Origin of the sequence: Bradyrhizobium sp. CIR18, from assembly GCF_014198295.1 — a bacterium.
Classification (GTDB): domain Bacteria; phylum Pseudomonadota; class Alphaproteobacteria; order Rhizobiales; family Xanthobacteraceae; genus Bradyrhizobium.
In genome coordinates, this window is the sequence record NZ_JACIHF010000013.1 from 129,214 (window position 1) to 149,123 (window position 19,910).

Below are 19,910 nucleotides of genomic sequence, written 5' to 3' on the forward strand. Positions count from 1 at the left end.
CACGTTTCCGCAGAACGGGTTCTGCCATCTTCGCGGACGGGCAAGCGGTGGCGCAATCGCGCGATCGTAGCGGCACTCGTCTGGCTCGCCCTCATGCTTGCCGTCGTGCTCTTGGCTGATCGGATCACCCCTCATGATTATGTAACGCTCGACCTTCGTCATCGTCTCGCTCCACCTCTTGGATTTGGTGGGAGCCTCGCGCATCTTTTCGGTTCGGATGAGCTCGGCCGCGACGTGCTGGCGCGTCTCGTCATGTCGATCCGCGTTAGCCTTCTCATCGCCTTCGGAGCTACGCTGATCGGGGCCGTCCTCGGGACCACGCTTGGCGTGCTCGCCGCCCATTTCCGCGGCTATGTCGAACAGGTCATCCTCGCTTGCGTCGATTTCCAGGCAAGCATGCCATTTCTCGTTCTGGCGCTCGCCGTTCTCGCGTTTTTCGGAAATTCTCTGTTCCTCTTCGTGGCGCTCGTCGGCCTGCACGGCTGGGAACGCTACGCCCGCATCACGCGCGCGCTCGCGATGAGCTCGAATGCGCAAGTCTATGTGATCGCGGTGCGCCAGCTTGGCGCTGGACCATGGCGCGTCTATTTGCGACATGTCCTGCCGAACATCGCGTCGACCCTGATAGTGACCATGACGCTCGCCTTTCCGGACATCATCCTGCTCGAAAGCGGTCTCAGCTTTCTTGGCCTTGGCGTGCAGCCGCCGCTTACGTCCCTCGGCAACATGGTCGGCTACGGTCGTGACTATCTGGCACGAGCGCCCTGGATACTTGTCCTTCCCTCGCTGGTCATTTCGCTCACGACATTATCGATGTCGCTCGTCGGCGATTGGCTGCGCGACCGGATCGACAAAACGTTGTCTTGAGGTCCGCGCGATCGTGCCAATCAGCCCGTGGCAAAGCGAGCGATCGTCCGCGTCAGTGGGATGAGGACACGTCGCCTGCGATCCCATTTAGAGCTGCCTCACGCTAGCTTTACGCTGGACGGAAGCGGCCAGTCAGAGATAGGGCTGGCGCTCTTGCCTGGGTCCACGAACGAAGTCGATCCCGCGGCTGATGCTAGCGATCACTTGAGCGATGATTGGCTCTCTCTCCCGCCCACTGGGACGTTTCACTGCTATGAGCCCGGCAGGGAACTCAGCGCCGGTCCTCTAGCCAAGCACGATCTTGTTGGAGCCGACCGATCCTTTCGCCGTGACGGCGAGCGCGCCGCGATGCGAGACCGGGCTTTGACCGCAAATGCATCGTGGTACAGCCGCCCGTCAGAATCCCTGAACGGTGTTGCGTCACAAGAAAGATTTGAGAATGCGCCGTCACGCCATTGCTAAATGCGATCAATAGCACGGGCCCATCTTGCTGCGGCGGCTCGTGATCGACCCAACACCGAGAGTTCGATCGATCGGGGTGAATCCATCATCAAATCGGAAGCGTCCCATCGCATTATTTGATGTCTGTCACTGGATGTTTGCGACCCGACGTTACTGCCTCGCCCACACAAGTCTAACCCGGAGGATAGGGGCAATGACATTCTGGAAGATGAGCTCGGAGTTATTTCGAACGATCAAGAGAGTTTTACTGATATCAGCGACAGGCTTGATCGCATCGGGTGCGGCAAAAGCTGCGGACCTTCCCGTCAAAGCCAAGCCGATCGAATATGTGAGGGCTTGCGCGCTGTATGGCGTTGGCTTCTATTACGTCCCTGGCACGGACACTTGCATCAAGTTGGGCGGTTATCTACGCGTCGACTTGATCGCGAACAGTAACAGCGATTTTGATCCGGCTGCCAATGGCGTGGCAGGGGCGCGGAACCGCTTGAGCAACTCCTACACCTGGCGCTCTCGTGAAAGCTTGGGTATCGATACGCGCACTGCAACCGAGTACGGCGTGGTCCGCACTTTCTTTCAAGGCGTGTTCAGCTGGACTTCGGGTGGCTATGCTGGTGCAGGTGTAGGCGATGCCGGCGGTGCAACGACCTATACGGCAGCTGTGCCCGGAGGACAGGGCACTGGCGCGATCGCACAAGGATCGCTCGGTGTCTATTCGGCGTTCATCCAGTTCGCTGGCTTTACCGTGGGTAAGGCCGTCTCTCAATTTTCCGCACCTTGGACCAATTATCCGGCGAACGAGTTTGATGATCTACCCGGCGGCGGCGGCTGGGTGACCGGCGTGAACCAGCTGACCTATACCGCTGATTTCGGCCAAGGAATTACGGCTTCCTTTTCCGCTCAGGATCAAGTTGCCTATGGCACCACCAACATCTGGAACATAAGCGGTGCGACGGCCGCCGGTCTTGCCACAGGAGCGTATGGCGTCAATGACATCGGCGGTTCGCGCTCGCCCGATCTCATCGCGATGACTCGCGTGGATCAGAGCTGGGGTCTCTTCCAGGCCTCACTTGCTGCACATGACAACCATGCGGCTCATTATGGCATGGACGAGACGAGCGGCCATCCAGGCGACAAGTGGGGCTGGGCTGCTCAATTGGCCTTGTCTCTCAAGAACATTCCGACTGGCGTCGGCGACACCATCAATTTGTCCGGCGCCTACACGACGGGTGCGACCCGCTACAATTTCAACGACCTGATGGCGACTACTTACGCGATGTATGGCGGTAGCGCCCTGACGGGCGCCTATCAGAGCGTCGGCTTGGCCGGCCTATCCGACTCCGTGTTCGTCGCGGGCGCCGGCCAAGAGTTGACAACGACCTATGGATTCCATGGCGGTTACACGCATAATTGGGATCCACGCTGGAATACGGGTTTCTACGGCGGGTGGGCCGCCGTTCGGTATTCGAGAACGGCCAAAGGGTATATTTGCGGCGCCTTCGTCGCGAACCTGTCGCTCTCGAGCGGCTTTTCCGGCTGCAATCCCGACTTCAATTATGGGGTTGTTGGCGTCGTCACGCGATGGACGCCACTCAAGAACCTGACGTTTTCCGTTGACTTGGCCTATACAATGCTTGACCAAAAATACGCGGGCGGGAGCACGGTTACGCTGCCAACCCAGTCGGCGATCGCCAAACCGACTGCTGTCTACGAGTTGAAAGACCAGAGCACGCTGACTCTGCTCCTCCGAGCTCAGCGCAACTGGTGAGATCGAAGCCGGCGAAAGAAGAAAATTAAGCCTGCTCTATGAATCCAGGTCAACCTCTCGAGACCTCCGACGTGCCCGTCGGGGGTCTTTTCCGTTCTGGATTGGACACGCGGTTATTGAAGCTTAGCTCATGGCCTCAACGACCTCTCGAGTGTGTTACGGGGTGAGGATGAAGGATTGCAGAGACAAGCGGCAAAAGCTTCTTTTCAGGCATCGGACGCGGCGCAGTGATAATCGACTGCACCTTGTGCCGATAGCCTATGCTCTCCAACTCCGAGTGCCGGCGCCGCACAAGTCAAGGCGGCAAGCCTCGGTTCAAGGCGACGTGGCTCATCAACGTGCGGGCGCGCTTTCCTCCTTGATCTGCTTCAGTCGGCGCTGAGCCAGGGTACCTCCAGGCGAACGATCTCTCTAAGTCGTCGCTATCGACAAGCGCGGCCCTTCCGTGGATTAGCGCGAGAGTACGGTGCACATCAAGAGTAGCTGATATCATGTCGGCCTTCGGACATTGTCGGAGCCGCGACAGGTCCGATTTGAGCGAACCTCCTTCATCAAGCCCTCTCGGTTGGCACAAACCTTGAACAGGGAAGCCGCGCTAGAAGGATTGCGGCGGTGGCCGCATGACATTCATTCTTCAGTTCGCCATATGGTCCAGTTGCCCAATCGAAGATGCCAGCCTCTGCGTGCATATTCCTTGCGCTCAGAGCTGCGTGGAAAAGATCGAAGGCGCTGGTGAGGCCCGGGTAGGACCAAGCCGATTGCGCGATCAGCTACTGTGACGCGCACGCGCACCAAGGCTGCGCGTCAGCTTGCATCACAAAGAGGCCTCCCGAATTCAGGCGGGACGAGATGTCTTGCGGGAAAACGCGGTCGTTCGTTTGTCGACACAAGCAGGGCAGCTCGATTTCCATGTATAAGTTGACCAAAACAAAGCTGGTGTCGGCTTCTCGGCACCATCTGACGAGAGGTGCGGCCGCCCATCAACTCGCCAAAGAGGTGGCTGAAACAGCGAAACTTGCCTTACCGATGGTGCTGACGCAGGTCGGGCAGATCGCGATGATGACGACTGATATCGCTTTCATTGGACGCATCAGCGCTGAGGCGCTGGCCGCAGCGGCGCTTGCGAGCAGGTTCTATCTCATCAGCATCACGCTCGGCGCGGGCCTGATGTCAGCCATAGTGCCTTTGGCGGCGCAGGCGTTTGGGGCTAATAATCCGGGTATGGTACGGCGCGCGCTGCGCATGGGCCTATGGATTGCGCTGATTCTTTCCGTTCCGATCATGGCGAGTGCGCTGCAAGGAGAGCGAATACTGCTTGCTCTTGGTCAAGACCCGGGCGTGGCGCGGCTCGCCCAGCAGTATCTGTCCGGATTGGCGTGGGGCGCAGCGCCCGCGCTGTGGTTTCTGGCCATCCGCGGTTTCATGGGCTCTGTCAATCGGCTGCAGCCGGTCTTCTGGATTACGATGGCGGCCATCCCACTCAACGTACTGCTGGTTTATACGCTCACCTACGGAAATTTCGGACTGCCCCGGCTCGGGATATTCGGGGCAGGTCTTTCGACCACGCTGGTGAACTGCGGCACGTTTCTGGCAAGTGCCTATTTCGCTACAAAGCGTCAACCGTTTCGTGACTACCACGTTTTTGCGCATCTGTGGCGCTTCGATTGGCGCGTCCTGCGGCAGCTGATCGCGATCGGGGCCCCGATCTCAATCGGCTCCTTGATCGAGTCGGGGCTATTCTGGGCCGCATCGCTTCTGGCAGGCGTGATCAGCACGAACGCGCTCACCGCTCATCAGATCGCGGTTCAAGTCGCCGCGATCCTGTACATGATCTATTTCGGCGTCGGTATGGCAGCGGCGGTGCGCGTTGGCCATGCGGTCGGCCGCAACGACCGTGCCGCCATCAATCGTGCAAATCTGGCGGCGATGCTGCTCGGTATCGCCATCGCCGCGACGCTGACGCTTGCGGTGATCGCGGCCCGGTTCGAGATCGCCGCGCTGTTTCTAATTGGATCGGCCGATGATGCCAATGCGACGATCAGCCTTACCGCAAGGCTGCTCCTGGTCGGCGCAACCCTCTTTGTCACCGATGCCGTGCAGTGCGTTGCGACAGGGGGCCTGCGCGGACTAAAGGACACGCGAATGCCACTTCTGTTCGCCGCCATAGCTTGGTGGCTCATCGGCCTTCCGCTCAGCTACCTGCTTGGTTTGAAGATCGGTCTTGGAGCCGTTGGCATCTGGATTGGCTTGTCGAGCGGGACGACCGTCTATGCGGCGTTGCTGGTCCTGCGGTTTCAGTACCTGACGACGCGCGCTTACTGTCACGGTTGAGCGGCTGGCGAACTTTACCACTGCATGGAAATCGCCGCGCAACGGGCCGTCAACGACGTGCACGTTCCAGGAGATCCGTGCCCGACGCAAACAACGCAAATTTCGATCAATGATTCAAAAAATACGATGGTCAGATTGGTTAGCCTGTTTAAGGGCGAGTAACGTCGGCATGCTTTTTATTCATAGTTCGCGAGCTTTCAGCCTCGTCCTTCTGCTTTGGAGCGCATGCCATGGGGCTTGAGCAGCCCGCGGCACGATCAGGCCACGGTGCGATCGTGCTTAGTCAGGGCCAACCGGATTTCGATAGATGTGCGAGCTTTGGAATCTGCGCACTCCAGGACGGGCTCACGAGATACAGCTGAATGTCGTAGTCGACCAGGCGTCGATCAGGCCGGCCAGCATTTGCCCGATGAGAGTTGCTCGCGCTCACCGCGATCCCGGTCGTTCTGTAGCCGGCCCATGTGGTTCGCCGGTGCAGGGACCGTGCCTCGATCTGGCGCAAAACCCAGACCAGTCCCCGCTCCGCTCCAGCTAGCAAGGCTTGCATCATGTACGACCGATCGGCCCGAAATCGGGTTCTCATCGTGCTGTTTGATGGGCTTAGGCCCGATCTCGTCAATTCATCATTGACGCCGAATCTTGTAAGGCTTCAGCGCCAGGGCGCAATGTTGGCGCGGCAGCGCACGGTCTATCCCAGCGAGACACGAATCGCCCTGACAAGCCTCGTCACGGGAACGACGCCGGATCGCCACGGCATCGTCGGGAACGAGTATTTCGACCGACTATCCCCGACGCCGCGGCATGTCGATACGAGTGAGGCACACACGATCGAGGATCTTGATGAGGCGAGCGGCGGCCATTTGCTCGGCGTGCCGTCGCTCGGCGAGATTCTTCAGGCGAGCGGCAGGACGTTGTCGGTTCTGGCGTCGAACTCGGCCGGCGCAACCCGCCTGCTGAACCATAAGGCGCGAAAGCTTGGCCAAGTGACGCTCTCGGGCCACTTCCCTCAAGTCGCAACCTCGACCGAGATGCTCGAGCGGGTCGAGGCCCTGCTCGGACCCACGCCTGCGCCGCCCCCGTCGGGCACACCGGATCTGGCCGCTCAAGCCTTTCTAACTTCCGCTTTCCTGGACGTGATCTGGCCCCAAATTCGCCCTGACGTCGCGATCCTCTCCTTCGGCGAGCCAGATATTTCGTCGCACGATCACGGTGTTGGCGCGCCGAAGACGCTGGAGGCGATCGGCTTTGTCGACCGGCAGTTCGGTCGAGTGTTGGATTGGTGGGAGGGCGAAGGCGAATCCGAAGGGGTGCATTTGATCGCCATGTCCGATCATGGCCACGTGACGGTGCACGCGCGGGCCGATCTCATCGAGACACTCGAGGCGGCCGGGCTGCGCTGCGGCCCGGCAACCGCGCCAGGAATCGATGCTATCGTCATACCAGAGCAGGTAGGAGCAATTTACCTGGCCGAGCCTTCAGACCTTCTTATCCGCCAGGTCGTAGCAGCGATGATCAGGCGGCCCTGGTGTGGACCAATTTTCACAGCCGGTCGCGGCGAGGTCGACGGCATCGCACCAGGCAGCTTCGCCCGCCGGCTTGTCTTCACCGATCATGCTCGTTCGGCGGACATCCTGTTTTCGTTCCGGGCCGACGACGGTCTAGATTCATTTGGTCTTTGTGGCCGCAGCTGGAGCGCAAGCTGGCCGATTGGCGTCGGCGTTCATGGTGGATTGCATACCAAGGAGATGTCGTCGCTCGGCATCTTGGCGGGACCGCTGATCAAGGACGGCTTCGCCTCGCAAGTCCCCTCGAGCATTTGCGACCTTGCGCCGACCGTGCTCGGTCTGCTTGGCATCTGTCCGCCATCTTCCATAACCGGTCGTACCCTTGCTGAGGTTTTTAGCGAGGTCGGAAAGGAGGTGCCTGGAATGACCGAGGCGGTCCACGAAACACGAGATGGCGCATACCGGCAGCGCCTCCGTCGGGTGCGGGTCGGTGCGGCCGTGTATCTCGATTCTTCGGATGTTCTATGACGAGCTGCCTCCACATGAACAAAAGACTGAGCGTCGAGCCGGATAACGGATCAAGGATTGAGCGAGGTATTCGGTCCGCGGTCCTCACGGCTCTTGTCTGGTTGGACGGTTATCGCGAGCCGGTCTTGATTCCAGACGGCTACGATCGGAAAGGCTAAGAACATCTCGCGACGACGAACGTGCGTTTCGGCGCCTTTCGCACGGGCTGGACTATGGCTGTCCACGGTGCCACTTCCAACCCGGGGCAAAAGCATCGCAAGCTTGCGCGCATGGTTCCTCGCACTCCTTCAGTAGATCCGGGTCGATCTACGGGCGCCCCGGCGGTCCTGCTCTTCCATGAGCGCTGCTCCAACACCGCCGAATAGAGGCCGATTTTACCACGTTCCATTGCAGATTCCTTTTAGTGCTGCGACCAAGAGCTGATTGTCTTCGGCAGTACGGCTTGCGATACGCAAGAACCGTTTGCCATTTTGAAGCGTTTTGCCGCCGTTGTGCCGGATCAATATGCGACTATCCTTCAGAAGCTTCGAGGCGATCACATCCCCGTCCGGCCAACGAGATGGCAGTTCGCAGAATACGAAATTTGCGTCGGGCTTGAGAACTCTCATCCCGTCGATGCCGAGCAAATCCTTGTATAGTCTCTCCCTATCGCTGCGCACCCTCGCCCAAGACTCATTTGCTTCGTGCGTGAGGTGCGGAAGCTTGCTCAGAAAGAACTCAGCACACGTATTGACGTTCCAAGGGGGGAGAGCCGCTCTAATTTGATTGATCAGTTCTCTATTCGCCGATGCCGCGTATCCGATCCGCAAACCGCACGTTCCGTAAATCTTGCCCAAGCTTTTCAGAATGATGACGTTGGGAAATTCGAAGAGATGATTTTCAAGACTCGCGGTGCGTCCGGCCTCGCTGAATTCGATGAATGACTCGTCGAGTAGCAGGAGTTGTTGTCGATCTCGGAGCTCCGAAGCGAGACACCGCAGATCCTCGCATCGAACCATTCGCGAGGTAGGATTGTTCGGCGATATCACCACCACGCCGCTCACTCCATTCGCTCGCGCGAAAGCCGCGTAATGGTGCACGTCGAGTTCGAAATCGGGCAGCGGAAGAATAAAGCGGTACAAGCGTCCCGGCAGGGCAGTCGTTTCATAGGGATTGAAGGATGGGACCGGGACCGCGATCTTCATGCCCATTCGACCGAGCAGGATGGGGAGCAGCTCAGCCACGCCATTGCAAACGGCGAGATTGTTCGCCGGGATTTTCACGACCTCGGCAACGAGCTCGACCATCTGCGCGTGAGGGGAGGGATAGCAGGCAATCAGCCTCGGTAACGCGTCTTTGAGTTCGTCAAGGAACGAGCTCGGCGGAAAGTAAGGATTGACCAGAAGGACGAAGTCTTTGATGTCATGCTTCCAATAACCGCCTGGGAAGCGATTGACGAGGTCAGTCTCGTCGAAGGACTTGGGATTCACGTTGACCTGGGCGGTGCTCGTCATGGGACCCGTCGTTGTCAATATATAATACGCGCCGCCCGATCTTGAAGGACCGATTATCCGGCGCCTGCTCCTGCTGAATAAGCAACTGCTCTGGTCGGTGCCGCTGGCCGCTAGAGTCGGTGGTCTGCCTGCTCACCGCTCGCGGCTATTCGAAGGAACGACTGACTAAAGCTGCCGAGGATGCGACGGCGAAGACGCTGATCGTCGCGTACGCCGGCGCATTCGGTGATGGGACGCGAATGGATGCCACGTGAGCGACGGCCAGAAGCAAGAAACAGGTGTTGACGACACCGGAAAATGCTTCGGCGGGAATGAGAGGCTGGACAAGGAATAAGAGCGCCAGCAGCGGCACATCGTAAGACAAGGGGAGCCCCAGGAATCGCCCATCGGACGACCTGCCGAAATTGGCAAAGTAGCTCAGCCGGACTGCCCCCGCTACCAGTAACGCTGTCCCGGTCGCAAGGGCAAGAAGCGAGAGGTGGCTGAGCTGTATCACGATGACCGCGGGCAAAACGGCCCCGTAGACAATGTCTGCGAACCCGTCGAGGCTCTTTCCCATTTTCGCAACGTCCGGGTCACGATCTTTCGTGCGACCTGCAACGACCCCGTCCAGGTGATCCGACAGAACGGCCCAGAGCGCTGCGGCTACGGACAGCTCGAGGCGCCCGGAAAGAGCGAGAAACATACTCGCGGAAGAAAAAAGAAGACCGACGGTCGTGATGACGTTCGCTGGATCCCAAAGATATTTGAGCATCGGACTTTCACCTTCTGCTGGGCAAGCCTCGGCCTTTCGCTCTTGCGAAAATACGCTCTGCAACCTGCAGATCGTCGGTCGTGTCGATCTCATACCACCTGAGGCCATCGCATCGCGCCGCCGCAAGCTTCAGCCCTCGGAGTTCAACGAGATAAGAAAGAAGCTCCTCTGTGTAGGCCTGGGTCACTCCGGACCCGATGATCTCGTCCAAAGCCGGAACGATCGTCGCCTTGAGGGTCTGCCCCGAGAGCCGGAACAGATTCATCGTTTTGAAAAGAGTTGGCCCATTCCCGACCAAGTTTTCGCCGGTTTGCTTCATTCGGAACTCCGAGATGAAGCCGCAATCCGACAACAGAACCGCCGACCCTTCCATCGATTCATCGAAGGGAGCGATTGCAGCCACGTCGGGCGCTTGGCTGATGATCAGATAGCGGAGCGCATCCTCCTCGAAGAAGACGTCGCCCTCCAGGAGAAAGCAGTCTCCGGAGAGCAGCGCGTCGCGCGCCAGCCAAACGGAGTATGCGCTGCCGGTGCGGTCAAAGACAGGCGATTCGACATAATTGATTTCGAGCGCACCGAAGCATCGACCGCACGCGTATTGAATAGCGTCCTTGCGATAACCGACGACGATGGTCACCTCTTTGACGCCGACGGCCTCCAAGTTGCGCAGGGCATTGTGGAGGATGGACCTGCCGTTGACTTCGACCAGCGGCTTTGGCCGCAAATCCGTCAGCGGTCGCAGGCGAGAGCCGACGCCGGCGGCGAGAATGATGGCCTTCGCCGGAGCGCTACTCGCCGTTTGAGGTCGTTTATCGTCGATAGACATCGCGTCTTGGTTCCAAGGAGTCGAGAAGTTCGACAAGTCTCGCGTCGCTTCGATCCGGAAGCTTGAAGGCGCTGGCTAGGCGGCTAGACGTCGAGCTCTCGAGCTCTTCGTTTGTTGTGGAATCACGTTCAAGAGGCTCGACCCGCGAAGATCCGATCATGACGCGCATACAAGAGCGCGTCTGCGTCTATCGAACAGGTCGCGCAAGGCTGAGGAGTGAGGTTGACACACCAATGTGAAGCTACTGGTCGAGGTCGTCGGGTTGCAGATATCGGGCTTCCGCCGTCGCGAGTTCGTTGTACTCGAGTAGGTCGAACAGCTCGTCGAGCGGCGCGATATTGGGCTCGATGTTTGCAGTGGTCTCCTCGGCGAAGATGCGACCGCAGACTTGTCGCATTGCGGATACTGCAGCTCGCAGGGAGTGGTTGGCCCAGATCACCGTTGAAATGCGGTCTTTGCGATAGGCAGAGATAGGCGTCCGATAGTACTTCGTTGGAACGATCACCACCGGCAGCCTGTTTTGCCAGGCGCACGTGAACGCATGGATCTCGTCCGCGGCGCTCCGTCGCGAGTGAATGAGGATCGCGTCCGCTCCCGCATTGGCGTAAGCGTGAGCGCGCGAAATCGCTTCGTCCATTCCGTGCCCGGCGATCAACGCCTCGATGCGGGCCACCAGAACGAGGTCGTCGGCAACCGTGTCCTTCACGGCGCGCAATCGGCCGGCGAATTCGCGGGTCTCGGCGAGGGGATGTCGATCGCCAACGAACGAGTTCATCTTCGGAAAGCAGCTGTCTTCCAGCGCTAATCCGGCGGCGCCGCGCTGACGGAGCTTGCGCGCGAGCAGGCGAGCGTTATTGAAGTTGCCGAAGCCGCCGTCTCCGTCGACCAGGACCGGCAGCTGGCTCGAATCCACGATGCGCTCGACGCTATCGACAAGTTGGCTCCAGGATGCTTCGTTGGCGTCGCGGTAACCCAGAGAGGAAGCTATCGATAGACCCGATGCCCAGAGGCCCTTGAAACCTGCACGCTCGGCTATCGCGGCGGAAAGGCCATCATGCGCTTCCATCAGGAACGAAAGTTCGCTGTTGCAGCAGACCTCCGCGCGCATCAGTTCGACGTGTGAGGAACCGATGGATTGAATGGGGGCCTTGGCAAGGACATTTGGTGACGAATTTTGCATGCCATCCTTGTGCGTCTGACCGGCCGACGTTCATCAGTGAAAGGTGGCATGTCTCTGTCATCTCGATCAATCACGCGAGCTGGCAGTTGACACGGAGCTCGAATTGCTGGGGCTCGCTTTCATGCGCGGTAACTCTGACCAAGCCTGGACGATGTTCAGATTGATCGTTTCCGGTCAGGCGTCGACCTTGCAATTTCTTCCTGCGGTGGGCGGCTTGCGAGAGCACCAGGGGGCGGTTTGTCGCGATCCCCGACATCGAATTGTCAAGCGTTCCAAACGAGGGCGGAGCCGAGCGCCCATTTGAGTGGATTGGCGACGCCCAGTTCGCCAGCGTGTGCTCTAAACGCAGCAGCGACAGCATGATCGTCGGCTGCGGCCTCCCGCCGACGCAGTTCCCGCGTCCTGGAGCGCCGCCCTATTATTGAGCGGATCAGAGGGCCGAGTTTCTCTGATGTCGGCTGCGCGACGTGCTGTCGGAGCTCTGACACCCGATCAAGCAGAGCTGTTAAGAAACAAACCATCGCGATTGGCACAGACCTTGATTGAGGCTGTCCGGGAACAGCGCCTGTGCAGGGAGCGGAAGCGGTGGCTTACAAGATTATAGGTTCGCAATGTCTTGTCCCGTGCGGGCACGAATTGGACCGTTCCAAGGACGCGACGCATGGCAACTGGGGAGCCCGTGTGGCTTTGTCGGCGTGATCGACTACTGGATTATGGTTCGCGCCGACATCGCGGCGCGGTCGAGCCGCGGCGCTACGCCTGTGCCTGGCTCTGCACCTGCCGGCGCTCATATACGCGATGGCGCCGAATTCAAGCGCCTCGAAGCCGAGGTTCGTCGGGCAGAGCGTGACTGCCCGTCAGGGGTTGATTGGGGCAAAATCAGTACGCGATCGCTGGATATTCTGTCGAGCCAGTCAAAGGACATTCTGGTCGCCTGCTGGGCGACCTATGGTTTGTTCAGGGTCGAGGGATATGTAGGTCTTGCCGTCGGCCTTGCCCTTTTGCAGGAGATGGTGGACGCACATTGGGAGGGGCTATTTCCGCCGATCAAACATGCCCGGATCGGGGCGCTCGATTGGCTCGTTGCTCGCCTTGCGCCGGCGGTGGCTGAAACTGCGCCCACCGAAGCCGACGCTTCGGCAGTGGTCATTGCCTATGATGCGCTTCATGATCTCGTTGGCCAGCTCAGCGGGAAGCTGGTCGACAAGCAGCTCACTTTGGAGGTTTTGCTCCGGACACTGCAATCGTCCTACGAACAAGCCACGTGCACGCTGGTGACCGCGACCGAGCATGCGGCTGAAGCGGTCCTAGCCGCAGAGCGGGCGCAAAGCGCATTGGCGGACCCCACATCACCCGGCTGAGGGTGCGCAACCAGCAGCACCGAATTTGGCGCTATCGCCTTGTGCCGGCGGCGATTGCGTATCTCTATGGACCACTTGTCCCTCGGTGGTCGATCACGGGCGAGTCTCGAGCGTGATCTGGGCCCTCGAAGGTTGGTCGAGGCTGGTGGATAAAGACATCGGCGTCCCATCATCCCATTGTCCTCTGGGGTTGCACTTCGTTGTATTCGACCTTTTTGCAGGTGTCACCCGGCTCCGTTGAGCGCGCCCAGGGGACTGTGCATCGGGACGTGGTCTGCTGCGCCGGATGCCTAAAAGCAAGGTGTGATGCTATCTGAAGCGGACGCGAGTCCGTCCAATCGCAAAAGTAGATTGTTCCATCGGGTAAGTGCATCAAGCATTGAATGATAGGACAAGAGCAACCACAAATAGTCCAATTTCAGTTCCTTACCTGTGCATTCAAGCATGCGGGGGAAGTCGTGCGATGTCAGGTGCAGAGTGGAGATCAGAGAGCGCATATCACAATGTCAGGAAAGCAGAACCGTCCGACATAGCCTGGGAGTGGCTGCGCCGTGATCGCGAGTATCAAAAAGCCTTCAGAACCCTGCTCAGGAGCAAACGGTCGGGTGCGACGGATCGCTTCCGACGGAAGTGGGGGCTGACGTTTCGCAGCTGATCCGAACGAGACGTTCGACAAACAGGCGGTTTTCTGGTCGCCCGAGGCGCTGTCGACCGTGCTGACCGTCTGCACGGCGATCGGCTCGACGGCGTCCAATCCCTATGAGTTTGATTTCGCCGACCTGCCAGGCAGCGAGCTTCGTGAGGCGCCGGATGGCTGGCATGCCATCGTGCCGCTCGGAGGAGCGAGGCATCGGCTTTGGCTGAGAGAATTGCCGCCGGGCGGATCAATGGTTGTCGTCGACTTGCCGCTCGACCGGAATTCCGACCTTCGCTTGCAGGCTGCACATCGATTTTGGCTGGCGCTCGAACGGCGTCCCGTTGGACGGCCGCCTCTTGCTCCGTCAATCGGGGCCCGGCATCGGCACATCCTCGCTTTGCGTGCGGTGGACGGGTGGCTGGAAGGCAACAGCTATCGCAACATCGCGCAGGGCCTCTTTGGCAAGCCGCGCATTCCCGATCGAGGCTGGAAGACGCACGATCTGCGCAGCCGGACCATTCGTCTCGTCCAGAAGGGGTTGCGCCTCATGCGAGGCGGCTATCGTGACCTGCTCCGCCATAAGGGCAAAGACAGTGACGACACCATCTGAGCTCTCGCTGAAGGGCCAGCCGCATGCCGTGCTCCCAAACCAGCAGCCCGCAGGCAACGAATATATCCACTGGTGAACCTCTGTGCGAACACCGCGACGAAGTTCGCCCGGCCCGGCAGACGCTTGCAGTGAACGATCTGGAGGTCGCGATGAACACCGCCCTGAGCCTGATTGCGATCTGGCTGTTGATCAACGCGCTGTTCTTTGTCCTGATGACGCCGGTCGACAGGTCTGACCGCTAACGCTCAGCGGCGAGCAAGCTCTCAGCAGGGAAGTATTACGCTGGCCGGCGGGTGCATCGCCGTCCCGTTCATGTCGAAACTGCTGGCTGTCTGACTGGGTGTCCGGCCGGCACGCAGTCAATGTCAGCTTCGCAACCAATGTCGGCGGGGCGACATGGCCGTGCGGCCTCGAGCGACTGAAATTCGCGAGTCTTCAGCCGGCACGCAGCTTGCAGTTAATGAGCCGCCAGCTGGCACAAACCATCTTTGTACTTCGCGATCGCTGCTTGTTTTGCGCCGATTGCGCCTGACGCGCGAAGCCTGTGAACGCGGACATTCGACCTCATCCGGAGCAAGCCCATGAAAACATTCTGCTCTCTGCCGCATAGCTCTCGATTGCCTCTTTCACCGCTATGACCGTTTCGCAGGCGCCGACGAATGCGGCCGCGGCTGATGACCCGTTCCGTTGGCTCGAGGAGATCGAAGGGCCGGGTGCCCTGGCCTGGGCACGCGCCGAGAATGAGAAGACGCTTGGCGTGCTCCAGTCAGACCCGCGCTATCGGCGCTTCTACGAACAGGCACTCAGCATCCTGCAGGCCAAGGATCGGATCGCGTACGTTTCGTTGGGACGGCACGGACTGGAAAACTTTTGGCAAGATGATCACCATGTGCGCGGCATCTGGCGGCGCACCACGCTCGAGAGCTATCGCAGCCAGGACCCGCGATGGCAGATCATCCTCGATATCGATGCGCTGGCTGTCGCCGAGAACAGGAATTGGGTCTTTAAAGGTAGCCGCTGCCTTCCGCCTGAAGAACGCCTCTGCCTGCTTTCTCTTTCCGATGGCGGTAAGGACGCCGCGTCCATACGTGAGTTCGATCGCCTCGCCACGTCCTTCATTCCGGACGGCTTTCATCTTCCCGAGGGCAAGCAGAGCGTCAGTTGGGTCGACGGTGACACACTCCTTGTTGCACGGGACTGGGGCGAAGGGACCTTGACGCAGGCCGGCTATCCGTTCGTGGTGAAGGAACTCAAACGCGCTCAGCCGCTCACCGAGGCGCGTGAGATTTTTCGCGGTGAACCGACCGATGTTCAGTCGCTGCCCTTCGTGCTTCGTGACAGTGAAGGTCATATCCATGCAGCCGGTGCCAACCGCCTGATCAGCTCCTTTGAGCACGAGTATGCGGTCTTCCGCTCCGACGGGCCCATCAAGCTCAATCTGCCGAAGAAGGCTACGATCGCAGGAGTCGCATGCAGCCGCCTGCTTGTGAAACTCGACGAGGACTGGACGCCATTCGAGGACGTCAGCTTCGCGGCCGGCTCGATGATCTCGTATGACCTAGCCGAATGGAAGCAGGATCCGCTGCGCGCCAGACCATCGCTCGTCTTCCAGCCTCGGCCCCGGCAGGCACTGAGCGGGTTCACTCGCACGAGGAACTCGTTGATCCTGACGATCCTCGAGAACGTTCAGAGCAAAGCGTTCGTCTACAAGTACGATGAGGGAGCCTGGTCGGCCACGCCGATCCCGCTCCCGGAGCACGCGAATGTCAGCCTGTCAGCCGCCTCCGATGAAGCGGACCAGGCGATGTTCGCCGTCTCGAACTACCTCAGGCCAACGTCAATCTGGTATTTCGATGCCGAAAACAAAAGCCTGGATGAATTGACGACGACACCTGCTGCCTTTGATGCATCCAATCATGTTGTGGAGCAGTTCGAAGCCACTTCGCGTGATGGCACGTCCATTCCCTATTTTCTGGTGCGGCCTAAGAACGCAAGGTTTGACGGCACGATCCCGACGCTTCTCCATGGCTATGGCGGGTTCCAGGTCCCGCTTCTGCCCTCTTATCTGGGGCCGGTGGGACGGCTCTGGCTTGAACAAGGCAATGCCTATGTCGTTGCGAACCTGCGCGGGGGCGGCGAGTTTGGTCCGCAATGGCATCAAGCCGCCCAGGGGGCAACGAAGCAGAAGACATGGGATGATTTCATTGCCGTTGCCGAGGACCTGATCCGCCGCAAGATCACGAGCCCGCGCCGGCTAGGAGTAATAGGCGGCAGCCAGGGTGGCCTGCTCGTCGGCACCGCAATCACCCAACATCCCGAGCTCTTCAACGCGGCGATCATCCAGGTGCCGCTGCTAGACATGCTTCGATACACCAGCCTTGGCGCGGGCGCCTCCTGGATCGCAGAGTATGGTGATCCCGCTATCGCCGAGCAGCGTGCGTGGATCGAAGGCTACTCGCCCTACCAGAAGCTGGTGGCGGGCAAGACCTATCCCGCTCCCTTAATTCTGACCTCCACCAAGGACGACCGCGTGCATCCAGCGCACGGCCGCAAGGCTGCAGCAAAGCTCGCCGCGCTAGGCCAGCCTTACTTCTACTACGAGAACATCGATGGGGGACACAGCGCCGCGGTCAATCTCATCGAACATGCGCGTCGGCTGGCCCTTGAATACACCTATGCATCGAGGCGGCTATGTCCTGAGGAAGTGCGGCGGACGGGCTGATCGAAGCAGATAAAATCGAGGCCATTGGTTATCTCAACGCCTTGACGTTGCTCCGCTGAATTCATCGAACCCAAGGCGAGAGGCTGATGAGCCGCCGGCGTAGCCACGAAGTTCGTCACATGCGCAAGTTACCGGTTTGAAAAGGCTCCGCCGGTGGCGAGCGGGCTCCGAGGTTCCCAAACACAACATGGCGAGCGGGTGGTAAGTTGCCAGATGCGCTTCCTTGAGGATTGTCTCGACAGATCCCTATTCGTCCGACATGCCGTGGCGTGCGGCTGACATCCAAAGGCGAACAGCTAAGCGCAGCCCTGCGAGTGTCTTGGTGGTTGTGAAAACATGTCACGTAGCGTCAATGCAGGCATGGCGCGGATTGATAATCCTGCTCCAAGATGCGCGAAAGAGTTCACGGCCGCCCTGTTGTTCAACGTCGATCAATCCCATTCGCTCTAACTCGGCTGTGGATGAGCGCGGCGTGTTCGAGGCTCTGCAACTCTTCTGTAAGCCGGTAGCGCGACGAGTGAAGCGAACGTCAAAACGTCATGCGATCCTAAAGCGACCTGCCAACAAGCCGAACGGCTTGTGGTTGGTGCTGCATGCCTAAACCCTGCAAGCCGATCCTCGATTGGCACCAACGTCACCGTTCATATCTTTTTGGGGGAATGCCGATCAATGACTAGCATTGGTAGTTTTTTTGAGGCGTGCAGATTTGCATAATTGCGTAGGAGTGGCGCCGAACGCAAAGCTTTCGCTATGGGGTTGATTGGGGTCCCTAAAGGCTGGAAAGAAGGGCCTTGCTTGCAAATGGATGACCTGGGTTCGCGAGCCTGGTCCTACGGCCCCAGGGAGAATTCCCCACTCCTTAGGGGGAGGAGTGCTTAGTGAAAGCGTGAAATCCGGCTTACATAGAGTTGGACACAATACCGACGCTACGATTGTCGTAATGCTGATGTCGTGTTTACGACACATGTCGCAAGCCCATCAACAGGACTGCAGCGGGATGGCGGCCTCGCGCGAATGTCGCGGCAATCGCCGAAGAATGTGTCTTGCCTCGCCGATGTTTGCTGGCGCCACTGAGTGGCATCGCATTTGCTGTGCCTCTCCTGTTCTGTCGAGTCCAGGAGAAAATCATGGCGGATGTGCAAGAGGTTGTGCTGTCGGAACGGGAAAGACAGTGTTTGCGATGGATCGAGCAGGGGAAGTCATCATGGGAAATCGGAGTCATTCTGAACGTGAGCGAGAACACCGTCAACTTCCATGTCAAGAACGCGATGCGAAAGTCGGAAACGACCAGCCGGACGCAGTGCGTCGTCAAGGCGCGGCGCTTGGGTCTTATTTAAAGTATCGACGGCGGTTTCGTTGCCACTAATGCACATCTAGCGAAATGTAAGGGGCAGCTGTGGGGTTGCCCGGCGGAATGCGAAGCGAATGACGCGCCCGCGGCTGTAGAACCATAATGCAGGCTCTGTTCCTATGGACAGGGCGCGCTTCTATTTTTGTCGCCCATCGTCACGGGGCGCCCTGAACCACCACGCGAGGTTAGATCTGGGTGCATAACGCTCTTGAAAGCTCGACGTAAGGTCGGCTGCCTATGTTAACGTGGTGGTCTGTCCGTTCTCCCTGCTGCGAGGCCGGGCGGTTGTATGCCTGTCCGCAAATTGAAGAGAGTTGATCGTAGCGGCTTCGCTATTGAAGTCATGGTCATCGGAGAGGCGGTGTACACGGCCTGGGCCGGACACAAAGACAGCAATGATAGTCCGCGAAACCATTTCCAAAAGCGTGCTGCTGGTAGACGTTGCACGATATTCTAGCGCTCTGCGCGCTCAACCAAGTGCGGGCGATCCTCACGAAACGTAGCTAGCTTAATGAACGACTTTTCGCGGACCCCCAGTGCGACTGTTGCGTTCTTCCGATGATGTAGCGGATCGAGATGAGCTGGATTTGTCTGCGGCGGACGGCGCGATCCGGGTCTTTCCGGAAGCGGACGACTCCGAAGTCGATGTGGCTGCTTGGGCCACGATCAGAGGTCGTCATCGATGATTTGGAAACTTGGCAGTACCGGGACTGCGTTGAGGAGGATTAGAGGGCGCGCAACGCGATCACGAATCGGTGCACAATCTAAATAGCTCATTGCATGTCTCCGCGAGGTGGGCGCGACACGTACGGAACCATTAACGGCGCACGCCCCTGCGATACTGGTCAAGCCTTCGAGCTGAAATTTCGTTCGTTCTCGCATAGTGGAGAGCCGCCCGCATTATTTGTGCCGCCGGCAGAGCATCAAGTCGACGACATCGGAGGTATCCTCCTCGCGGTATGAACAGAGGCATGTCATGGAAGCGGATCGTATCACCGTGCAGGGCCATAACTCATAGAGCCAAGCTTGCGGGCCCCCGCAGCTTGAGAGAAGCGTCTCGGATGCACGCTGATGCTCCACGCGCGAACCACGCCAGCAGCCCTATGATGCCCGTCTATATCGTACCGTCGGGATGCCGGAGCGGGCGGCCGAAGTTGGCGAAAGATCTGCGACATCCAGAGGATTGACTACCCCATAGACTCGTCAATGCGCTCGCGCCATTCAGGTGGTGCCGATCAGGATGGTGACCTCGCCACAGCGCCCGAGTGCTCCTAGCGCCGAGACCCATTGCGCGTCGGCGGCTAGGCCGGCATCGCTCTGCTTGCACTCATCAACTCGATGAAGCCAAACGTCGTCTTGGCTCAATCCGCATCTCGTTGCCTCATCCGCCATGGACTGCCTTGAAGTCCTGGTTGGATGCAGCAATCCGACCATTTTGCTCGACTGGTCAGCTTCCAGAAAGCTGGACCTGCCATCGTGGCGTAGTGGAGATATCTCGGGGCTGATCTGCGACTGCAT

The 19,910-nt window shown here is 59.2% G+C and carries 14 protein-coding genes; 9 read left to right on the top strand and 5 right to left on the bottom strand.

The window, feature by feature from the left end:
- The first annotated feature begins 21 nt into the window (after nt 1-21).
- The 4 genes from GGD65_RS30860 to GGD65_RS30875 all read left to right on the top strand — a co-directional run bounded on the left by GGD65_RS30860 (nt 22) and on the right by GGD65_RS30875 (nt 7,458).
- The gene (locus GGD65_RS30860; protein ID WP_246783469.1) at nt 22-867 is read left to right on the top strand and encodes an ABC transporter permease; all 846 of its coding nucleotides are present in this window, start codon (nt 22-24) and stop codon (nt 865-867) included.
- Nucleotides 868-1,522: 655 nt separating this feature from the next.
- Nucleotides 1,523-3,094 carry a porin gene (locus GGD65_RS30865; RefSeq protein WP_183237710.1) on the top strand — a complete coding sequence of 524 codons (1,572 nt, stop codon included), beginning with the start codon at nt 1,523-1,525 and terminating at the stop codon, nt 3,092-3,094.
- 909 nt (nt 3,095-4,003) lie between these two features.
- Entirely contained in the window at nt 4,004-5,425 is a 1,422-nt protein-coding gene (locus GGD65_RS30870) for an MATE family efflux transporter (RefSeq protein WP_183237711.1), read from the top strand.
- 548 nt (nt 5,426-5,973) lie between these two features.
- A complete protein-coding gene (locus GGD65_RS30875) occupies nt 5,974-7,458 on the top strand; it encodes an alkaline phosphatase family protein (RefSeq protein WP_183237712.1) in 1,485 nt (494 codons plus the stop codon).
- 374 nt (nt 7,459-7,832) lie between these two features.
- Here the strand turns inward: GGD65_RS30875 and GGD65_RS30880 are convergent, their stop codons facing one another.
- From GGD65_RS30880 to aepX, 4 genes are all read right to left on the bottom strand, one after another.
- Nucleotides 7,833-8,951, bottom strand: a complete 1,119-nt coding sequence (locus GGD65_RS30880) for a histidinol-phosphate transaminase (RefSeq protein ID WP_183237713.1) — start codon at nt 8,949-8,951, stop codon at nt 7,833-7,835.
- A gap of 145 nt (nt 8,952-9,096) precedes the next feature.
- Nucleotides 9,097-9,705 (bottom strand): CDP-alcohol phosphatidyltransferase family protein, encoded by a 609-nt coding sequence (locus GGD65_RS30885; RefSeq protein WP_183237714.1) that lies wholly within the window; start codon nt 9,703-9,705, stop codon nt 9,097-9,099.
- A gap of 7 nt (nt 9,706-9,712) precedes the next feature.
- Complete coding sequence (locus GGD65_RS30890; RefSeq protein WP_183237715.1) at nt 9,713-10,531, bottom strand: phosphocholine cytidylyltransferase family protein; 819 nt, start codon at nt 10,529-10,531, stop codon at nt 9,713-9,715.
- 241 nt (nt 10,532-10,772) lie between these two features.
- Nucleotides 10,773-11,639, bottom strand: a complete 867-nt coding sequence (gene aepX / locus GGD65_RS30895) for a phosphoenolpyruvate mutase (RefSeq protein WP_246783470.1) — start codon at nt 11,637-11,639, stop codon at nt 10,773-10,775.
- A gap of 767 nt (nt 11,640-12,406) precedes the next feature.
- Between aepX and GGD65_RS30900 the strand changes: the two genes are divergently transcribed.
- The 5 genes from GGD65_RS30900 to GGD65_RS30915 all read left to right on the top strand — a co-directional run bounded on the left by GGD65_RS30900 (nt 12,407) and on the right by GGD65_RS30915 (nt 18,378).
- Nucleotides 12,407-13,072 (top strand): type VI secretion system ImpA family N-terminal domain-containing protein, encoded by a 666-nt coding sequence (locus GGD65_RS30900; protein ID WP_183237717.1) that lies wholly within the window; start codon nt 12,407-12,409, stop codon nt 13,070-13,072.
- Between the two features lie 463 nt (nt 13,073-13,535).
- The gene (locus GGD65_RS41225; protein WP_409362768.1) at nt 13,536-13,727 is read left to right on the top strand and encodes a transcriptional regulator domain-containing protein; all 192 of its coding nucleotides are present in this window, start codon (nt 13,536-13,538) and stop codon (nt 13,725-13,727) included.
- A 58-nt stretch (nt 13,728-13,785) separates the two neighbouring features.
- Nucleotides 13,786-14,319 (top strand): DUF2285 domain-containing protein, encoded by a 534-nt coding sequence (locus GGD65_RS30905; RefSeq protein ID WP_312017748.1) that lies wholly within the window; start codon nt 13,786-13,788, stop codon nt 14,317-14,319.
- A gap of 634 nt (nt 14,320-14,953) precedes the next feature.
- The gene (locus GGD65_RS30910) at nt 14,954-17,041 is read left to right on the top strand and encodes a prolyl oligopeptidase family protein (RefSeq protein ID WP_183237718.1); all 2,088 of its coding nucleotides are present in this window, start codon (nt 14,954-14,956) and stop codon (nt 17,039-17,041) included.
- A 1,127-nt stretch (nt 17,042-18,168) separates the two neighbouring features.
- Nucleotides 18,169-18,378: a response regulator transcription factor gene (locus tag GGD65_RS30915; RefSeq protein WP_179733629.1), complete on the top strand. Its 210-nt coding sequence runs from the start codon at nt 18,169-18,171 to the stop codon at nt 18,376-18,378.
- A 1,235-nt stretch (nt 18,379-19,613) separates the two neighbouring features.
- On the opposite strand, the gene GGD65_RS30920 is transcribed toward GGD65_RS30915, so the two are convergent.
- The gene (locus GGD65_RS30920) at nt 19,614-19,757 is read right to left on the bottom strand and encodes a hypothetical protein (protein ID WP_183237719.1); all 144 of its coding nucleotides are present in this window, start codon (nt 19,755-19,757) and stop codon (nt 19,614-19,616) included.
- Between the last annotated feature and the right edge of the window lie 153 nt (nt 19,758-19,910).

Coding starts and splice junctions, on each gene's coding strand:
- GGD65_RS30865 (WP_183237710.1), top strand. CDS start 1,523: ATGACATTCTGGAAGATGAGCTCGGAGTTATTTCGAACGATCAAGAGA.
- GGD65_RS30870 (WP_183237711.1), top strand. CDS start 4,004: ATGTATAAGTTGACCAAAACAAAGCTGGTGTCGGCTTCTCGGCACCAT.
- GGD65_RS30875 (WP_183237712.1), top strand. CDS start 5,974: ATGTACGACCGATCGGCCCGAAATCGGGTTCTCATCGTGCTGTTTGAT.
- GGD65_RS30880 (WP_183237713.1), bottom strand. CDS start 8,951: ATGACGAGCACCGCCCAGGTCAACGTGAATCCCAAGTCCTTCGACGAG.
- GGD65_RS30885 (WP_183237714.1), bottom strand. CDS start 9,705: ATGCTCAAATATCTTTGGGATCCAGCGAACGTCATCACGACCGTCGGT.
- GGD65_RS30890 (WP_183237715.1), bottom strand. CDS start 10,531: ATGTCTATCGACGATAAACGACCTCAAACGGCGAGTAGCGCTCCGGCG.
- aepX (WP_246783470.1), bottom strand. CDS start 11,639: ATGCGCGCGGAGGTCTGCTGCAACAGCGAACTTTCGTTCCTGATGGAA.
- GGD65_RS41225 (WP_409362768.1), top strand. CDS start 13,536: ATGTCAGGTGCAGAGTGGAGATCAGAGAGCGCATATCACAATGTCAGG.
- GGD65_RS30910 (WP_183237718.1), top strand. CDS start 14,954: ATGACCGTTTCGCAGGCGCCGACGAATGCGGCCGCGGCTGATGACCCG.
- GGD65_RS30915 (WP_179733629.1), top strand. CDS start 18,169: ATGGCGGATGTGCAAGAGGTTGTGCTGTCGGAACGGGAAAGACAGTGT.